At 62.4% G+C, this 14,670-nt stretch carries 17 protein-coding genes and 1 tRNA gene; 10 read left to right on the top strand and 8 right to left on the bottom strand.

Translation table 11 applies throughout. From position 1 onward, the window contains the following. Nucleotides 1-3: 3 nt before the first annotated feature. From rplB to IFT60_RS25135, 5 genes are all read right to left on the bottom strand, one after another. Entirely contained in the window at nucleotides 4-831 is an 828-nt protein-coding gene (gene rplB / locus IFT60_RS25115) for a 50S ribosomal protein L2 (RefSeq protein WP_192056830.1), read from the bottom strand. After that, a complete protein-coding gene (gene rplW / locus IFT60_RS25120) occupies nucleotides 831-1,148 on the bottom strand; it encodes a 50S ribosomal protein L23 (protein ID WP_182990702.1) in 318 nt (105 codons plus the stop codon). Before rplW ends, rplB begins: the two co-directional genes overlap by 1 nt. Then, nucleotides 1,145-1,765, bottom strand: coding sequence for a 50S ribosomal protein L4 (gene rplD / locus IFT60_RS25125; RefSeq protein WP_192056831.1), 621 nt, complete (start codon nucleotides 1,763-1,765; stop codon nucleotides 1,145-1,147). The genes rplW and rplD overlap by 4 nt, the downstream gene beginning before the upstream one ends. Nucleotides 1,766-1,767: 2 nt before the next feature. Next, nucleotides 1,768-2,424, bottom strand: coding sequence for a 50S ribosomal protein L3 (rplC, locus tag IFT60_RS25130; RefSeq protein WP_192056832.1), 657 nt, complete (start codon nucleotides 2,422-2,424; stop codon nucleotides 1,768-1,770). Between the two features lie 274 nt (nucleotides 2,425-2,698). Then, nucleotides 2,699-2,775, bottom strand: a tRNA-Val gene (locus IFT60_RS25135). A 313-nt stretch (nucleotides 2,776-3,088) separates the two neighbouring features. Here IFT60_RS25135 and IFT60_RS25140 point away from each other — a divergent pair. From IFT60_RS25140 to IFT60_RS25185, 10 genes are all read left to right on the top strand, one after another. After that, nucleotides 3,089-4,180, top strand: a complete 1,092-nt coding sequence (locus IFT60_RS25140; RefSeq protein ID WP_192056833.1) for a mechanosensitive ion channel family protein — start codon at nucleotides 3,089-3,091, stop codon at nucleotides 4,178-4,180. 153 nt (nucleotides 4,181-4,333) lie between these two features. After that, on the top strand, nucleotides 4,334-4,909 hold the full coding sequence (locus IFT60_RS25145; protein ID WP_192056834.1) for a TerD family protein: 576 nt from the start codon (nucleotides 4,334-4,336) through the stop codon (nucleotides 4,907-4,909). A 70-nt stretch (nucleotides 4,910-4,979) separates the two neighbouring features. Further along, nucleotides 4,980-5,999, top strand: coding sequence for an ATP-grasp domain-containing protein (locus IFT60_RS25150; RefSeq protein WP_192056835.1), 1,020 nt, complete (start codon nucleotides 4,980-4,982; stop codon nucleotides 5,997-5,999). After that, nucleotides 5,996-7,177, top strand: a complete 1,182-nt coding sequence (locus tag IFT60_RS25155; protein WP_192056836.1) for a phosphoribosyltransferase domain-containing protein — start codon at nucleotides 5,996-5,998, stop codon at nucleotides 7,175-7,177. The genes IFT60_RS25150 and IFT60_RS25155 overlap by 4 nt, the downstream gene beginning before the upstream one ends. Next, on the top strand, nucleotides 7,152-7,907 hold the full coding sequence (locus IFT60_RS25160) for an HAD family hydrolase (protein WP_307729716.1): 756 nt from the start codon (nucleotides 7,152-7,154) through the stop codon (nucleotides 7,905-7,907). Before IFT60_RS25155 ends, IFT60_RS25160 begins: the two co-directional genes overlap by 26 nt. After that, a complete protein-coding gene (locus tag IFT60_RS25165) occupies nucleotides 7,904-9,001 on the top strand; it encodes a cysteine protease StiP domain-containing protein (RefSeq protein ID WP_192056837.1) in 1,098 nt (365 codons plus the stop codon). Before IFT60_RS25160 ends, IFT60_RS25165 begins: the two co-directional genes overlap by 4 nt. After that, nucleotides 8,994-9,875: an HpcH/HpaI aldolase/citrate lyase family protein gene (locus IFT60_RS25170; protein ID WP_192056838.1), complete on the top strand. Its 882-nt coding sequence runs from the start codon at nucleotides 8,994-8,996 to the stop codon at nucleotides 9,873-9,875. Before IFT60_RS25165 ends, IFT60_RS25170 begins: the two co-directional genes overlap by 8 nt. 19 nt (nucleotides 9,876-9,894) lie before the next feature. Continuing rightward, on the top strand, nucleotides 9,895-11,157 hold the full coding sequence (locus IFT60_RS25175; RefSeq protein ID WP_192056839.1) for a TerD family protein: 1,263 nt from the start codon (nucleotides 9,895-9,897) through the stop codon (nucleotides 11,155-11,157). A 132-nt stretch (nucleotides 11,158-11,289) separates the two neighbouring features. Next, entirely contained in the window at nucleotides 11,290-12,354 is a 1,065-nt protein-coding gene (locus IFT60_RS25180; protein WP_192056840.1) for a type IV toxin-antitoxin system AbiEi family antitoxin, read from the top strand. Further along, on the top strand, nucleotides 12,323-13,177 hold the full coding sequence (locus IFT60_RS25185; RefSeq protein ID WP_192056841.1) for a nucleotidyl transferase AbiEii/AbiGii toxin family protein: 855 nt from the start codon (nucleotides 12,323-12,325) through the stop codon (nucleotides 13,175-13,177). The genes IFT60_RS25180 and IFT60_RS25185 overlap by 32 nt, the downstream gene beginning before the upstream one ends. A gap of 74 nt (nucleotides 13,178-13,251) precedes the next feature. Here the strand turns inward: IFT60_RS25185 and IFT60_RS25190 are convergent, their stop codons facing one another. From IFT60_RS25190 to IFT60_RS25200, 3 genes are all read right to left on the bottom strand, one after another. Further along, the gene (locus IFT60_RS25190) at nucleotides 13,252-13,791 is read right to left on the bottom strand and encodes a DUF4256 domain-containing protein (RefSeq protein ID WP_192056842.1); all 540 of its coding nucleotides are present in this window, start codon (nucleotides 13,789-13,791) and stop codon (nucleotides 13,252-13,254) included. A 269-nt stretch (nucleotides 13,792-14,060) separates the two neighbouring features. Beyond that, nucleotides 14,061-14,375 (bottom strand): 30S ribosomal protein S10, encoded by a 315-nt coding sequence (gene rpsJ / locus IFT60_RS25195; protein ID WP_056337538.1) that lies wholly within the window; start codon nucleotides 14,373-14,375, stop codon nucleotides 14,061-14,063. Nucleotides 14,376-14,563: 188 nt separating this feature from the next. After that, nucleotides 14,564-14,670, bottom strand: a 107-nt coding sequence (locus IFT60_RS25200; RefSeq protein WP_474795865.1) for an EF-Tu C-terminal domain-related protein, incomplete at its 5' end; no start/stop codon positions are given.

Consider the following 14,670-nt stretch of genomic DNA (forward strand, 5'->3'; position numbering starts at 1 on the left):
CCCTTATTTCTTGCCGCGGCGCGAAACGATCATCGAAGAAGTGCGCTTGTTCGAACGCGTCTTCTTACCCTTCGTCTGTTGGCCCCAAGGCGACACTGGATGACGACCAGCTGCGGTTTTACCTTCACCACCACCGTGCGGGTGATCGACCGGGTTCATGACCACACCGCGAACGGTAGGACGAACACCGCGCCAGCGCATCGCGCCAGCTTTACCGATCTTGCGCAGGCTGTGTTCGGCATTGCCGACTTCGCCAACGGTAGCGCGGCACTCGATGTGCACGCGGCGAACTTCACCCGAGCGCAGGCGGACCTGGGCGTAGGTGCCTTCGCGGGCCATCAGGACAACGCCGGCGCCGGCGGTACGGGCCATCTGGGCACCCTTACCTGGCAGCATTTCGACGCAGTTCATCACGGTACCGACCGGAATGTTACGGATCGGCAGACAGTTACCCGACTTGATCGGTGCTTCCGCGCCGTTCATGACGCTGTCGCCGACAGCCATGCCCTTGGTGGCGATGATGTACTGACGCTCGCCGTCCGCGTAGCACAGCAGTGCAATGTGCGCGGTACGGTTCGGGTCGTATTCGATACGCTCGACCTTGGCAGGAATGCCGTCCTTCTGGCGCTTGAAGTCGACCAGACGGTAGTGTTGCTTGTGACCGCCACCGATGTGACGGGTGGTGATGTGACCGTTGTTGTTACGGCCAGCAGTCTTCGATTTCTTCTCAACCAGTGCTGCGAACGGACGGCCCTTGAACAGGCCTTCGGTCACAACTTTCACCATGCCGCGGCGGCCTGGGGAGGTTGGCTTCATCTTAACGAGTGCCATTATTTAGCCTCCTCGACAAAATTGATTTCCTGGCCTGGCTTCAGGCACACGAAAGCACGCTTGGTGTGGTTGCGACGACCGTTGAAACGGCCCGAACGCTTTTGTTTGCCTTCGCGGTTCACGGTTTGCACCGATTCCACTTCGACCTTGAACAGCAGTTCGACGGCAGCCTTGATTTCCGGCTTGGTCGCGTCAGGCAGGACCTTGAACACGATCTGCTCGTTCTTTTCCGCGACGAAGGTAGCCTTTTCGGAGATGACCGGAGCCATCAGCACCTTCATCAGGCGCTCTTCGCTAAATTTGATTGCGGTGCTCATGCGTACATCTCCTCGATCTTGGCCAGAGCAGCTTTGGTGACCAGGACTTTCTTGTAGAACACCAGCGACATCGGGTCAGCTGCTTTTGGCTCGACAACCAGCACGTTCGGCAGGTTACGCGATGCCAGCAACAGGTTTTCTTCGATGGTGTCGGTGATCACCAGGACCGATTCCAGACCCATGCCCTGCAGCTTTTGCGACAGCAGCTTGGTTTTCGGAGCTTCGATCGACAGGTTCTCGATAACGACCAGGCGGCCTTCGCGGGCCAGCTGCGAGAAGATCGAGCAGATACCTGCGCGGAACATCTTCTTGTTCACTTTGTGGGTGAAGTTCTCGTCAGGCGAGTTCGGGAAGATGCGACCACCGCCGCGCCACAGTGGCGACGACGACATACCAGCACGAGCGCGACCGGTGCCTTTTTGGCGCCATGGCTTCTTGGTGGTGTGGCTGACTTCTTCACGGTCTTTCTGCTTGCGGTTACCGCTACGTGCGTTGGCAGCGTAGGCGACCACGACCTGGTGAATCAGGGCTTCGTTGTATTCGCGACCGAAGACTTCGTCGGTAGCGGCAACGTTGGCGCCGGCTTGACCTTGCTCATTCAGGAGCTGAAGTTCCATAATTAAGCTCCTTTCTGTGCTTTGGTTTTGACGGCTGGCTTGACGATCACTTGACCGTTCTTCGCGCCAGGAACTGCACCCTTGACCAGCAGCAGTTGACGATCAGCGTCGATACGTGCGATTTCCAGGTTCTGGGTGGTGACGGTGACGTCGCCCATGTGACCGGTCATGCGCTTGCCTGGGAACACGCGGCCTGGATCCTGCGCCATACCGATGGAGCCTGGAACGTTGTGCGAACGCGAGTTACCGTGGGTCTGACGACCCGATGCGAAGTTGTGACGCTTGATGGTACCGGCGTAGCCTTTACCGATCGAGGTGCCTTGCACGTCGATCTTCTGGCCCACTTCGAACAGCGAGACATTGACTGCGTCGCCAGTTTTCAGTTCGGCTGCCTTGGCAGCGTCGACGCGGAATTCGCGCAGCATGGTGCCAGCTTCGACGCCTGCTTTTGCGTGGTGACCCGCAACTGCCTTGGTCACGCGGGAAGCGCGACGTTGACCGAATGCGACCTGGACTGCGGCGTAGCCGTCAGTTTCAGGAGTTTTGATTTGTGCGACACGGTTGTTCGACACGTCGAGCACGGTAACTGGGATCGAGTCCCCGTCATCCGTGAAGATGCGCATCATGCCAACCTTGCGACCGAGAAGGCCCAAGCTCATTTTTTCTCCATTCCCACCTACGATTGGGCGGGGGTAGTTGAACTACAAAAACGTACAGATCCTGATGAATCCGTACCGAAGCCGGCTAGTATAGCGCGCAAAAGGGCTTGACGCAACAAGAGAATCGGAGGTATGTCGACCCGTGTTGCGCGTTTTTCGCAGTAGCGTGGAGAAGAAGGAATCTGGCCTGGCTGGCCAGCACAGAAAAGGCACTAGTGCGCCTTTTCTCTACGGAATCCCAAGAAGGGATTGCCGCGAATATTTGAAGTGTCTTTGGTGGGCGGTGCAGGATTCGAACCTGCGACCCCTTGGATGTCGACCAAGTATTCTAACCAACTGAACTAACCGCCCGAGGAGCCGTATTATACGAAGCTCTACAGCCGTTTGGCAATAGCTGAGTGAAAATACTTGGCAATGGGGTAAATCGCCCCGCGGCGCAGGCGGCGGCGCGTCAATTGTGACGCGGGTTGTGCGTGCCATTTTGCAATGCTATGCTTAAAAAGCTTCATGGAGCTAAGGCGCCGTTTTTCTCCTGCCACTCCCACTTCGCATGTTCCTGGCGTGCCGGCCGCGCCGCCGCCAAGACTTTCCATCCATGCGCATCAACCATTTACAAAGGATGACCGATGCCCGTCCATGTCGACGAGCAAAGGAGACCACACGAATGAACATCACCTTCCTCAACAATTCCGCCCTCGACTGGGTGGCGGCGCTGACCGTCGCCGTGCTGGTGACGGCCGGCCTGCATGCCGTTAAAACGCTGCTGCAACGGCGCCTGGAACTGCTGGCGCCGCGCACCGAGACCAAACTGGACGACGTTGCCCTGAAGGCGTTGCGCGGCACCAGCGTGCTGGTCATGCTGCTGGTCGGCATCTATGCCGGCGCGACCCTGCTGAACCTGCCGGAACGCAGCACCCTTATCATCACGCGCATTGCCGTCACCGCGGCGCTGTTCCAGGTGGCGCGCTGGGGCGACCGCGCGCTCGGCGCCTGGCTGCTGATCTACCGCGCGGCGCGCGCCGACGATCCCGGCCGCGCCACCTCGACCGCCGCGCTCGGCTTCGTGTTTCGCATCGTGCTGTGGGCGGTACTGCTGCTGATGGTGCTCGACAACCTCGGCTTCAATATCACGACGCTGGTGGCCAGCCTCGGCATCGGCGGTATCGCCGTCGCACTGGCGGCGCAGCAGATCCTCGGCGACCTGTTCGCTTCGCTCTCGATCGTGCTCGACAAGCCATTCGTGATCGGCGATTTCATCAACGTCAACGGCGTGATGGGGACAGTGGAACACGTCGGCCTGAAGACGACGCGGGTGCGCAGCCTGAGCGGCGAGCAGATCATCTTTTCCAATAACGACCTGCTGAAGAGCCGCATCCATAATTTAAAACGGATGGAAACGCGGCGTGCTGTGTTCACCTTCGGCGTCCCGTACGGCACGCTCGAGCCGGAACTGCGCGCAATCGCCGAGATGGTGCGCGAGAAGATCAAGGCGCAGGAGCCGGCGGTCACCTTCGACCGCGCCCACTTCAGCGGCTTCGGGCCGGCCGCCCTCACCTTCGAGGCGGTCTACATCGTCAACAGCCCGGATTACGTGGTCCACATGAACCTGCAGCAGGAGATTTTGCTGCACGTGTACACGGCGCTGCAGGAGCGCGGCGTGCCGATCGCGCTGCCGGCGCAAGTGCTGCATTTGGCCGACGTGCGTACAGGTGCGAACGACCCGGCGGGCGGTGCGCCTGAAGAGCGTGCGGCCTAAGTCTTCCGTAAGCCCGCCTGTGTACAATCGGTCAATTAGCGCCTATATTGGCTGCCGAGCGAAGCATTGGCGGCCCGTGCGTTATCGGCAAAGCGCCGTCCCTGCCGGGGGCGGCATATTGAGCAGTTTCACTCCCTACTGAAAGGAGCTGTAATGGCAATCAGTTTGCAAAAAGGCGGCAACGTCAACCTCAGCAAGGAAGCCCCGAACCTCACCAAGGTCATCATCGGCCTGGGCTGGGACCCGCGTTCGACCGATGGCGCCGCCTTCGACCTGGACGGCTCGGCCTTCATGCTGAAGTCCGACGCCAAGGTCCGCGCCGACAACGACTTTATTTTCTATAACAACCTGAAGTCGAGCGACGGTTCCGTCGTCCACAACGGCGACAACACCACCGGCCAGGGCGAAGGCGACGACGAAACCGTCACCGTCGACCTGTCGCGCGTGCCGCAGGATGTCGACAAGATTTCGTTCTGCGTCACGATCCACGAAGCGGAAAGCCGCCGCCAGAGCTTCGGCATGGTCGGCAAAGCCTTCATTCGCTGCCTGAACGCCAACGGCAACACCGAAATCGCCCGCTACGACCTGTCCGAAGACAGCTCGACCGAAACCGCCATGATCTTCGGCGAACTGTACCGCGCCGGCACCGACTGGAAGTTCCGCGCCGTCGGCCAGGGCTATAACGGCGGCCTCGGCCCCCTCGCCCGCTCGTTCGGCGTCAACGTCTAAGCGCCATAGCATCAGACCCGGTCCCGCCCTCCCCCGGCGGGACTGCTCTCCCACTGCGACAACATCATTTATGCGCGTCTGGTTCAACCGTAGCTTTTCGTCCGTCCACACCGCCATCGACCTGATCCGCCAGGCCGACAGCGACCAGCGTTTTACTATCCTCCACAGCAATCCGAATCCGGCGTCCCCCGTTGCGCGGATCGCCCACGAATTTCACCTCGAACCGACCGGATTGACCACCGCCGACTACATCGACTGGTGTGTGGAATTCTGCCGCAAGCACCAGGTCGATATCTTTGTCCCGGGTCGCGAAGCGACGGCGATTGCCGGCGCCCACGCCCTGTTCGAAGCCATCGGCACGCGCGTGCAGAGCGCAGCGTCCGAAGCAGCCCTGCAGCTCATCCACGACAAGGCGCGCTTCTATGCCGAGACCGTGCTGCCGCTGGCGCCGGTGGCCGAGTTCCGCCCGTTCGAGGATGTCGCCGCCTTCGAGGCTGCCTACGACCTGCTGCGCCGCCGCCACGCGAAAATGTGCGTCAAGCCGACCCACTCGATCTATGGCCTCGGCTTCGCCGTCCTCGACGAGGAGCGCAATAGCGCCGAACTGCTGATGGCCGGCGCTGAATACCACGTCTCGCTGGCCGATTTCCGCGCGGGGCTGGCGAAACTGGGAACCTTCCGCAACATGCTGCTGATGGAATTCCTCGAAGGCCGCGAATACAGCGTTGACTGCGTCGGCGACAACGGCCGCCTGGTGACCGCCGTCGTGCGCCGCAAATCGACGCAAGCCGGCGCCGGCCAGCGCATCGACCAGAGAAACGACATCCTGGAAGCGACCGCGCAGCTGTGCCGTACACATGGCTTGAACGGCATCTTCAATGTCCAGTTCCGCGAAGCCGGCGGCAAACCCCGTCTCCTGGAAATCAATCCGCGCATGTCGGGCGGGATCGGCATGGCTTGCGTGGCCGGGCCGAATCTGCCGTATATCTCGCTGCGCGGCTTCGCCGACGGTTATGAAGGCCTGGAGATCGCACCGGTACGCGACCGCATCCGCGTCGCCGAACTCGCGCGCGCCGTGGAGCTGGCATGAACGCGCGCGCCGACAGCCTGCCCGCTTCCATCGTCAAAGAGCTGCCGACCGGCCGGCTGGAAGTCGAACTGCACCAGGGTGCGGCTGAACTCGACGACCTGCTCGGCTTTGCCGCGCGCGCGAATGCCAAGCGCGGCTTCCTGTTCGTCAGCAAGGTGCTCGGCAAGCACTGGCCGGTGCGGCCGCAGCGCATGCTCGACATCCATGCGCGCCTGGCCGCCGGCGTGCCCGCGACACCGGGTCCGGTGCTGTTCATCGCCATGGCGGAGACGGCCGTCGGCCTCGGCCAGGGCGTATTCGAAGCCTGGCTGCGCGCCCATCCTGGCCAGCAGGCGCTGTTCCTGCAGACGACGCGTTACCGCGTCGGCGACGGCCCGATCATCGAATTCGAGGAAGCGCACAGCCACGCGCCGCGCCAGTTCCTGCACATGCCGGATGGCGACCATGAACAAGGCCTGCTGCGCAGCGCGCGCACCATCGTGCTGGTGGATGACGAAGCCAGCACCGGCAACACGTTTTTGAACTTGACGCAGGCGTGTCGGCGCTTGAACCCGGACCTGGCGCAGGTCCACCTGGCGGTGCTGGCGAACTTCATGGGCGCCGCCGCAACGGACGCCCTGACGGCGCGCTTCGGCTTGCCGACGACGCTGGGCGCGCTGGTCGCAGGCGCCTACCGTTTTACGCCGGCCGACTGCCCGGTCGACCCGGCGCCGGCGCAGCGCTACGACGCGCAAGCCGAGCGTGGCGCCAGCACCGCCTTTGGCCGCCTGGGACTGGCGCGGGTGCTGCGCACGCCGGCGGCGCTGGCCGACCGGCTGGCGGCGACGATCGCACGCGACGAACCCGTGCTGGTGCTCGGCACCGGCGAATTCATGCACGTGTCGACGCTGCTGGGCGCCGCGCTCGAACGGCGCAGGCTGGATGTCGTCGTGCAGTCCACCACGCGCTCGCCGATCCTCACCTGGGGCGCGGTGGGGCACGCATTGACCTTCCCCGACAACTACGGCGAAGGCATCCCGAATTTCATCTATAACGTCGCGCCCGGCCAGTACCGGCACGTGCTGGTCTGCCACGAGACACCGGCCGGCGACGCCTTGCACGCGCTTGCGCGCACGCTGGACGCGCGCCTGTTCCACTATCACACCGAGGACGATGTTGAAGAAGTTCCTGTTCGCTGACCTGGACGACACGCTGTTCCAGACGCTGGAAAAATGCGCCGTCCGCGAAGCGCTCGAGCCGGCCGCCTATTACAGCAACGGCAGCATCTGTTCGTACACCACGCCGGCCCAGCGCGCCTTTTTTGCTTTCGTCAGCGAGGGCATGACCGTGATCCCAACGACGGCGCGCAGCCTGGACGCGTTCAGTCGCGTCAATCTGGGCTTCACCAGCTATGTCGTCCTCAATTTCGGCGGCATCATCCTGCAGCCCGACGGCAGCATCGAGCGCGACTGGCAGGGCCGCATGCATGGCCTCATGACGGCGGCCTTGCCCGGCCTGCAGGCGCTCGCCGCGCACATCGACGCCTGGGCCGACAAGACCGGTTATGGCGGCCGCACGCGCCTGGTGGAAGACGCCGGTACGCCCTTTTTCATTGTGGTGAAAGATCCGGACAAGGTGCATGGCAACCTGGAACGCATCGAGCGCGAAGTAGTGCTGCCCTGGATCGCCGACGGCAACGGCGGCTACTGCGTCCACCGCAACGGCAACAACCTCGCCATCCTGCCCACCAGCCTGGATAAAGCGAATGCCGTCGCCTACGTCACCGAACGCCTGCGCCGCGAGCACGGCGAGATCGTCACCTTCGGCATGGGAGATTCGCGCTCGGATGCGCGCTTCATGGCCGATTGCGACTACGCCATCATTCCGCGCCGCACCCAGCTGTCGAAATTGACGGTGGAGGCGCTGTGAGCGCTTCTTCCAGCTTCGCCGGCAGCTATCTGGACAGCGACGTCCGCTTCCTGCTCAAGCGCCTGCCGCTGGCCGATTTCGTCGATGTGCGCGAGAAGGAAGCGCTGATCCAGTCGGGACGGCGCCACTACAGCGAGCTGCTGTCGCCGGAACGGCTGCCGTCGGGGCGTTACCTGGCGCTGTTCGACGCCGCCTGCCGCAGCAATGGCGAACGCATGGCGCGCGACTGCCTGCGCCTGGCCGGCCTGATCGCGGCGCGGCGCGGCGGTGCGGTCACGCTGGTATCGCTGGCGCGCGGCGGCACGCCGGTCGGCGTCGTCCTGAAACGCTTGCTGGAACAGGTGCACGGGCGCGCGACTGTTCACTATTCGGTCTCGATCGTGCGCGACCGCGGCATCGACGCCAATGCGCTGCGCCACATCCTGGCGCAGGGCCATTCTCCGGAATCGATCGTGTTCGTCGACGGCTGGACCGGCAAGGGCGTGATCGCGCGCGAGCTGGCGTCATCGATCGTGCGCTTCAATGCGCAGCACGGTGTCGCGCTGGACGCCGGCCTGTACGTGCTGTCCGACCTGGCCGGCGCCGCTGCCCGCGCCGCCTCTTGTGACGATTACCTGATCCCGTCAAGCATCCTGAACGCGACGGTCTCCGGCCTGGTCAGCCGCTCGGTGCTCAATGAATCCATCGGCCCCGCCGACTTCCACGGCTGCGTGCTGTACGACAGCTTTGCCGCCGAGGACCGCTCGCGCAGCTTTGTCGACGCGCTGGAACAGTTCGCGCTGGCGCAGGCCAGCCACGCGGAGCAAGCGCAATCGGTCGATGCCGCCGCCGCAGCAGCGCGCTCGCGCGCCTATATCGAGGCAGCGCAAGAACGCTACGGCATCGGCGACGTCAACCTGATCAAACCCGGCATCGGCGAAGCCACGCGCGTGCTGCTGCGCCGCGTGCCGCGCCTGCTGCTGCTGCGCGACCCCGACCATCCGGCCGTGGCGCACCTGCGCCTGCTGGCCATTGAGAAAAACGTGCCGGTCGAAGTCGATCCGGCATTGCCCTACCAAGCTGTATCGCTGATCAGGAGTGCATCGGATGCATAAATCGATGGGCGCGTCGTTGTACGTGCCAGCCAATCACAAAGACCTGCTGCAGATCGCCAACGGCGAGAAACTGCCGCAGGCGCGCTCGCTGATTTTCTGTACCGAGGATGCGGTCGCCGACCGCGAACTCGGCTGGGCGCTGTTCAACCTGTCGGTGGTATTGCAGAACATGCAGCCAGAGGTCCAGGCCGAGCGGTTCGTCCGCGTGCGCAATCCCGACGTGCTCACGCGCGTGCTGGCGATGCCCGGCGCCCATAAACTCACCGGCTTCGTGATCCCGAAGGCGACGCGCCAGAATTTCGAGGCCTATTACCGCCTCGTGCGCGATACAAGCCACATGCTGATGCCAACGCTGGAAACGAGCGAGGTGTTCAGCGAGCGCGAGATGGAATCCTTCCGCGACCTGCTGCAATCGCCCGGCGTGCGCAGCCGCATCCTGGCGCTGCGCATCGGCGGTAACGATCTACTGGCCCTGCTCGGCCTGCGCCGCCCGCGCGGCATGACGATCTACCGCACCCCGCTCGGGCCGGTGATCGCGCGCCTCGTGACGGTCTTCCGCCCGCACGGCTTCATGCTCACCGCACCCGTGTTCGAGCACCTCGACCTGCCCGAACTGCTCGACCAGGAAGTCACCGAGGACATCGCCTACGGCATGATCGGCAAGACCGCGATCCACCCGAGCCAGATCGCGCCGATCGAAGAGCATTACAAGGTCCGGCCGCACGACCTGGCGGTGGCGCACGCGATCCTCGACGAGAACAGCCCGGCGGTCTTCAAGATGCACGAGTCGATGTGCGAAGTCGCCACTCACCGCGCCTGGGCCGAACGCCTGGTCGCGCAATCGCATATCTTCGGCGCGCACGGCGCCCTCTGAACATCGAAAGGGACACCCCATGACTAACTTTTCACGCGGCCAGAAGGGCAAACTCGCCGACCTCGGCGTCGGCACCAGCTTCGCGGTCGACCTCGACATCGGAGCGCCGGGCATGGCGGTCGACGTCTCCTGCTTCGGCCTGGACAGCGCAGATAAACTCTCGGACGACCGCTACATGGTGTTTTATAACCAGCTGGCCAGCCCGGGCGACGCGGTGCGCCTCGAGCTGCGCTCCGGCGGCGCCCGTTTCAACCTCAAGCTCGATGCGCTCCCGAGTTCGATCGCCAAACTCGTGTTCGTGGCGGCGATCGACGGCGCCCAAACCATGCGCGCGCTCGGCGCGTCCAGCCTGAGCCTCGGCAATGCCGTGCGCTTCCCGTGGTCGGGCAGCGACTTCGGCGACGAAAAGGCGGTGATCGTGGCCGAACTCTACCGGCGCGATGGCCAGTGGCGCTTCGGCGCCGTCGGCCAGGGTTTCAATGGCGGCCTGGCCGTGCTGCTCGAGCATTTCGGCGGCACGCAGGCGGCGCCATCGAAGCCAGCGCCGGCTGCTGCTCCCGCTGCGGCGCCGAAGGTTTCGCTGTCGAAGATCACGCTGGAAAAGCGCGGCGACAAGGTCTCGCTCGACAAGCGCGCCGGCGCCGGCTTCGGCCGCATCCACGTCAACCTGAACTGGAACCGTTCCAGCATCGCACCGGCGCCCGCCCCGGCCCCAGCGCCGGAAAAGGGTGGGCTGCTCGGCCGCCTCAGCGGCGCCGTCAGCGGCGCAATGGGCGGCGCGATGGCCGGCCGCAAACGCTCGGGCGGCATCGACCTCGATCTGGGCTGCATGTTCGAACTCGCCGACGGCCGCAAGGGTCTGGTGCAGGCGCTCGGCAACGCCTGGGGCGAATACGAAGGCGCGCCTTACATGAAGCTCGATGCCGACGACCGTACCGGCGCCTCCAGCAATGGCGAAAACCTGTACATCAACGGCGACCAGTTCGCCCAGATCCGGCGTGCGATCATTTTCACGTTCATCTACGAGGGTGTGCCGAACTGGTCCGCCACCGACGGCGTGGTCACGATCGCGGTGCCGAACCAGTCCCCGATCGAGGTGCGCCTGGACGGCGGCGGCAGCCAGATGATGTGCGCGATTGCCATGATCGAAAACCAGGGCGGCCAACTGCAGGTGACCAAGATGGTCGAGTACTTCGAACAGCAGGGCCGCACCAGCGCGCACGAGATGATGGACCGGCGCTTTAATTTTGGACTGCGCTGGAAGACCGGGTCTAAGGATTGATGGAAGCTTGACCCACACTTATGTTCATATTTTTCCTTTGTTCACGTAACGTGAACGACGAAATAAGTTGAACAGATAAACAGGATCGTTCATAATTTTTATTAGTTCACGTTACGTGAAAATTGAGGAAATATGAACGCCCGCCACGATGTGAAGGCAAGCTCGCCCGAAGCGCAATTGATCGAAGCGTCGCTGCAGGGCTTGCATGCGTCTACAGGAATCGAAGGCAAGCTTGTCGGCATGATCGGGACCAGGGGGCGGCGGGTGCGCCTTCGGGTCGCAGGGCAGTCACTGCAATACGGATATGAGGTCAAGCAGGTCGTCGACAGGTTTTCGACACTCGACGACCTGAAAGCGAGATCGGTGCTGGATGAAGCCACCCTCCTGTTCTGTCCGGTTCTTACCGATGCCCTGGCAATACGCTGCCATTCCCTCGGCATTCAGTTTATCGACACTGCGGGGAATGCTTACATCACCGATGGCGCCGGCATTCTCATCAGCGTCACTGGCAGGAAGCTGGACAAGGCATCGCGCCATTTGCAGGCGCGCGATGCGGGGATGACGCCGGCCATGCTGCGCGTTCTGTTTGGCGCCCTGGCCGAGCCGGCTATGCTCAATGCCCCCTATCGCGAGATTTCTAATGCTGTGCAGGTGTCGACCGGCGCAATCGCCAAGGCATTCGAAGGCCTGGAAGCACGCGGCTTCATTACTGTCACGCCTGACGGCACCCGTCTCATCCGATCTCCTGAACTCGCAGTGAGCGAGTGGGCGACCGGATACCTGCACCGTCTGCGGCCGAAGCTCAGGAAAATCCGCTTCGCCTCCGATCGAGCCGATGAGCTACGCAAGACCTGGAGCCCAGGCTACCGGGAATCCGCGTGGAGTGGCGAAGTCGCGGCAGAATCGATTACCCAGCATCTGAACCCATCCTCGTACACGATTTACATGGACCTGGATAGCGAAGTGAAGGATTTGATCAAAACCTATCGTCTACGAGCCGACCCAACAGGCAATATTGAAATCATTCAGCCATTCTGGAACATGGACAGGTTCGCCGATTCATTCCCGACAGTTCCGTGGCACCTCGTGTACGCCGACTTGCTTGAGACGCAGGACGGGCGCAACCTGGCGGTCGCCGATCAGATCTTCAAAAAAGTCGTCGCCCATGTACACGATTCGCAAAGACAAACCGCTTAATCCGGTCATCCATGCCGTGCTGGCATCACTGCGCGACATTGGAAAAATATCCGGCACCGAGCATTTCATCGTTGGCGCGACCGCACGCGACATATTGATGACCCATGTGTTTGGCGTCGACGCAGCGCGGGCTACACGCGACGTCGACTTTGCGGTCGCCGTAAAGGACTGGCATCAGTTCGAGGACATAAAAAACGCACTGGTTGATAGCGGTGATTTCGAGGCAGCCGCAGGCCAGGCTCACCGCCTCTACTATCGACGCAATGAATTTGGTCTTGCCTATCCTTTGGATCTTATCCCCTTCGGCGAAATCGAAGGTCCTGGCAATGTCATTGCCTGGCCACCCGACATGAAGGTGGTCATGAACGTGGCTGGCTATGCCGAAGCGCTCCAATCGGCGGTTCAGGTAGATATCGGTAACGGCGTTGGCGTTCGGGTTGTTTCCGTTCCAGCGCTGACAGCCTTGAAGATCCTTGCGTGGGATGAAAGAGGTCTTGCGACCAACAAGGATGCGGAGGACTTCTATTTCCTTACCAAGAACTATCATCAGGCTGCCAACGAGGACCGCCTATACGATGAGGCGTATTCGCTCATGGAAATGGCAAATTATGACCGCGAATTGGCCGGAGCCGCGCTGCTTGGCTACGATACGCGCGTTATCCTCGACGCTTCCACGCGCGATGCGATACTTGCTGTGCTGACTGACGCGCGGAAGCGCGACCGGCTCGTCATCCATATGGACCGGTCGATTGGCACGGATTCAGCGCACATTCAGCGCTTTGTCGCGCAATTCGAGTATGGATTGACACTTTCGCAGCTATAGCTGTCCCTGCTCCTCGGTTGCCTGTCAGCTGCGAACAGGCTGGCCAACTGCCCAGGCCAGTCGAATAGCGTTCTCTAAACGGTCAGCGCCCCGCGAAAGCCGCGCACCGCGTAATACGACTGCGCGCCGTTGTGATACACGAACACCTGGTCATAGCGGCGGTCGCAAAACAGCGCGCCTCCCAGCGCGCGCACGCGTGCCGGCGTTGCGATCCAGCTGGACGTTTTCAGGTCGAATTCGCCCACGGCTTGCAGGGCGCGGTACTGCGCTTCGGTCAATAGATCGATCCCCATTGCCGCTGCCATGCCCATGGCGCTGCCCTGCGGCTTGGCTTGTTTGCGCGCATCCAGTGCGGCGTTGTCAAAGCACAGGCTGCGCCGGCCGGCAGGACTCTCGGACACGCAATCGCAGAAGGTGATCGCTCCCGAATCGCGGTCGTGGCCGATCACGTCGGGCTCGCCGCCGCTCGCCTCCATGGCCGCAAGCGGCATCAGCGCGTCAGGCTTGCTGTCGAGCCTGCGGGCGACGGCAGCCCACGCGAGCGCCGGGTGGCGCTGCGGATGGCGCTCGAAGCGCGCCTGCAAAATCACGAGCAATTGTTCTTGTGTAGGCATGTTCTAAAGCCTCCATTCAAGAGAAACCACCCCGGTCAAGTCAGGCGGCTGTACGGCGCCGTGTCGATTCCATGCAGTTGCACCTGTCGCATCGCTCAACACTGCGCGACCGATCTTAGCATGTAATATCAGGCAATCGCTCGGTAGAAGGCGGGCATGCCCGTCCTACGACGTAAACGGCATCGGGGCCGGGAAAGTCCGCCAAGTGGCGGCCCTTCCCGGCCCCGATTCATTTCGGCGCGCGATTTTGTCGCGTCAGCCCGAAAAAATTACTGCAGCTTGATTTCGACGTCGACGCCAGCTGGCAGGTCCAGCTTCATCAGTGCGTCGACGGTCTTGTCGGTTGGGTCCACGATGTCCATCAGACGCTGGTGCGTACGGATTTCGAACTGGTCGCGCGAGGTCTTGTTGACGTGCGGCGAACGCAGGACGTCGAAACGCTGGATACGGGTCGGCAGTGGGACTGGGCCCTTGACGACGGCGCCGGTGCGCTTGGCGGTGTCGACGATTTCCAGTGCGGACTGGTCGATCAGCTTGTAGTCGAACGCTTTCAGGCGGATACGGATTTTCTGATTCTGGGACATGCTAGTTCCTTAGAAAAGAGCGAACCGGCGCGTGGCCGGCAATGATTTGTCAGGTACTTCAGGGACAACGGGTACAGCAAAGGAGCGAAAGTATATCACCGTTCCTACTTGAACAGAGGGGACAGAATCGGAATTCTGTCCCCTCTTGTTGTGCCGGCGGAACGAACCGCCGGCAGATCAAACGCTAATTAGGCGATGATCTTGGCAACCACGCCGGCGCCGACAGTACGGCCGCCTTCGCGGATTGCGAAGCGCAGGCCTTCTTCCATCGCGATCGGGTTGATCAGCTTGACGG

Origin of the sequence: Massilia sp. CFBP 13721, assembly GCF_014842025.1 — a bacterium.
Classification (GTDB): Bacteria; Pseudomonadota; Gammaproteobacteria; order Burkholderiales; family Burkholderiaceae_D; genus Telluria.